At 61.4% G+C, this 2,947-nt stretch carries 3 protein-coding genes; all 3 read right to left on the minus strand.

Annotated elements, in window-relative coordinates; genetic code table 11:
- A partial coding sequence (locus KGB28_RS01065; RefSeq protein WP_223441315.1) for an NAD(P)(+) transhydrogenase (Re/Si-specific) subunit beta occupies positions 1-1,412 on the minus strand: 1,412 nt, incomplete at its 3' end.
- Entirely contained in the window at positions 1,409-1,765 is a 357-nt protein-coding gene (locus KGB28_RS01070) for an NAD(P) transhydrogenase subunit alpha (RefSeq protein ID WP_223441317.1), read from the minus strand. The genes KGB28_RS01065 and KGB28_RS01070, both read right to left, overlap by 4 nt.
- A gap of 11 nt (positions 1,766-1,776) precedes the next feature.
- Entirely contained in the window at positions 1,777-2,898 is a 1,122-nt protein-coding gene (locus KGB28_RS01075) for a Re/Si-specific NAD(P)(+) transhydrogenase subunit alpha (RefSeq protein WP_223441320.1), read from the minus strand.
- Between the last annotated feature and the right edge of the window lie 49 nt (positions 2,899-2,947).

Raw genomic sequence — 2,947 nt, forward strand, 5'->3', positions numbered from 1 at the left:
TCGATGACCTTTTTAGCGTCGCCGAACACCATCATGGTTTTGTCCAGGTAGAACAGTTCGTTGTCCAGGCCGGCGTAGCCGCTGGCCATCGAGCGCTTGTTGACGATGATGGTCTTGGCCTTGAACGCCTCGAGGATCGGCATGCCGGCAATCGGCGATTTCGGATCGTTCTTCGCCGCCGGGTTGACCACGTCGTTGGCGCCCAGCACCAGCACCACGTCGGCCTGGCCGAACTCGGAGTTGATGTCGTCCATCTCGAACACCTGGTCGTAAGGCACTTCGGCCTCGGCCAGCAACACGTTCATGTGGCCGGGCATACGACCGGCCACCGGGTGGATCGCATACTTCACGGTCACGCCACGGTGGGTCAGCTTCTCGGTCAGCTCCTTCAGCGCATGCTGTGCCCGCGCTACCGCCAGGCCGTAGCCCGGCACGATGATCACGGTGTCGGCGTTGGTCAGCAGGAAGGTCGCGTCGTCAGCCGAACCGGATTTCACCGGACGCGCTTCTTTCGAACCGGCCGGGCCGGCCGCGTCCGCCGTGTTGCCGAAACCGCCGAGCAGTACGTTAAAGAAGGAGCGGTTCATCGCCTTGCACATGATGTACGAGAGGATTGCACCGCTTGAGCCCACCAGCGAACCGGCGATGATCAGCATCGAGTTGTTCAGCGAGAAACCGATGCCCGCCGCTGCCCAGCCGGAGTAGCTGTTGAGCATCGACACGACCACTGGCATGTCCGCGCCACCGATCGGGATGATGATCAGCACGCCGAGCACGAAGGCCAGGGCCAGCATCACGGCGAAAGCGGTGTAGTCGCCGGTGAGCATGAAGGTCACGCCCAGGCCCAGTGTGGCCAGGCCCAGCAGCAGGTTCAGCTTGTGCTGGCCACTGAACTGTACCGGTGCACCCTGGAACAGGCGGAACTTGTACTTGCCGGACAGCTTGCCGAACGCAATCACCGACCCGGAGAAGGTGATTGCACCGATGGCGGCACCGAGGAACAGTTCCAGGCGGTTACCGGCCGGGATGGCGTCACCGAGTTGCTTGACGATGCCCAGCGACTGCGGCTCGACCACGGCAGCCACGGCGATGAACACCGCCGCCAGGCCGATCATGCTGTGCATGAAGGCGACCAGCTCGGGCATCTTGGTCATTTCAACGCGTTTGGCCATGATCGAACCGGCAGTGCCGCCGATCAGAAGGCCGACGATCACGTAGACGATGCCGTCATGGGCCAACTCGGAACCCAACTTGTAGATCAGGCCGACCGTGGTGAGGATCGCCAGGCCCATGCCGAGCATGCCGAACAGGTTGCCACGACGCGACGTGGTGGGGTGTGAGAGGCCCTTGAGCGCCTGGATGAAGCAGACCGAGGCGATCAAATACAGGGACGTAACCAGGTTCATGCTCATGCTTGCTGCACCTCAGCCTTGGCTGCTGCGGCTTTGGCTGCCGGAGCTTTTGCCGGAGCCGCTTTTTTCTTGAACATTTCCAGCATGCGCCGGGTCACCAAAAAACCACCGAATACGTTGACCGCGGCCAGGGCCACGGCCAGGGTGCCCATGGTCTTGCCCAGCGGGGTCACGGTCAGCGCCGCTGCCAGCATGGCGCCGACGATCACAATGGCCGAAATGGCGTTGGTGACCGCCATCAGTGGCGTGTGCAGAGCAGGTGTCACGTTCCAGACCACGTGGTACCCGACATAGATAGCCAGCACGAAGATGATCAGGTTGTAGATACCGTCAGAGATCAGCATGTCTTCCATTGTTTTTATCCTCAGCCGTTCTTGCGCACGATCTGGCCGTCGCGGCACATCAGGCACGCGGCGACGATATCGTCTTCAAGGTTGATCACCAGTTGTCCTTCTTTATCGAACAACAGTTTCATGAAGTCCAGCAGGTTGCGTGCGTACAGCGCCGAAGCGTCAGCCGCCACGGCGCTGGCCAGGTTGGTCGGGCCAACGATGGTCACGCCATTTTCGACAACCACCTGATCGGCCACGGTCAGCGGGCAATTGCCGCCCTGGGCTGCCGCAAGGTCGATGACCACCGAGCCCGGTTTCATCTGTGACACGGTTTGCGCGCTGAGCAGTGTCGGTGCCTTGCGGCCGGGAATCAGCGCGGTGGTGATCACGATGTCAGCCTGCTTGGCGCGTTCGTGCACAGCCGCGGCCTGGCGCTGCATCCAGCTGGCCGGCATCGGGCGGGCGTAACCGCCGACACCGACGGCGCATTCACGCTCTTCGTCGGTCTCGTAAGGCACGTCGACGAACTTGGCGCCGAGGGATTCGATCTGCTCTTTTACCGCAGGACGCACGTCAGACGCTTCGATCACCGCCCCCAGGCGTTTCGCCGTAGCGATGGCCTGCAAACCGGCCACGCCGGCACCGAGGATCAGCACGCGGGCCGCTTTCACGGTGCCCGCCGCGGTCATCAACATCGGCATGAAACGCGGGTAGTAGTGCGCGGCCAGCAACACGGCCTTGTAACCGGCGATGTTGGCTTGCGACGACAATACATCCAGGCTCTGGGCGCGGGAGGTACGAGGCGCGGCTTCCAGGGCAAAGGCGGTAATGCCGCATTCGGCCATTTTAGCGATGGTTTCATTGCTGAACGGATTGAGCATGCCCACCACTATGGTGCCGCTCTTGATCAGTGCGAGCTCACTGTCGCTGGGGGCGACGACTTTGAGAATCAGCTCTGCACCAAACGCATCGTTGGCGCTGCCAATGCTTGCACCTGCCGCTTCATAGGCACTGTCGACAACGCTGGCATTAATGCCGGCGCCGCTTTGTACAGTGACCTTATGGCCCTGGCCGATCAGCTTCTTGATGGTTTCCGGGGTTGCAGCAACCCGTGTTTCACCGGTCTGGGTTTCGAGAGGAACACCAATGTGCACGTCAAATCTCCTGCGTGATCTTATTGAGTAAACCCATGCACTACGGATG

Source organism: Pseudomonas sp. BF-R-19 (assembly GCF_019956445.1).
Taxonomy (GTDB): Bacteria; Pseudomonadota; Gammaproteobacteria; order Pseudomonadales; family Pseudomonadaceae; genus Aquipseudomonas; species Aquipseudomonas fluorescens_BH.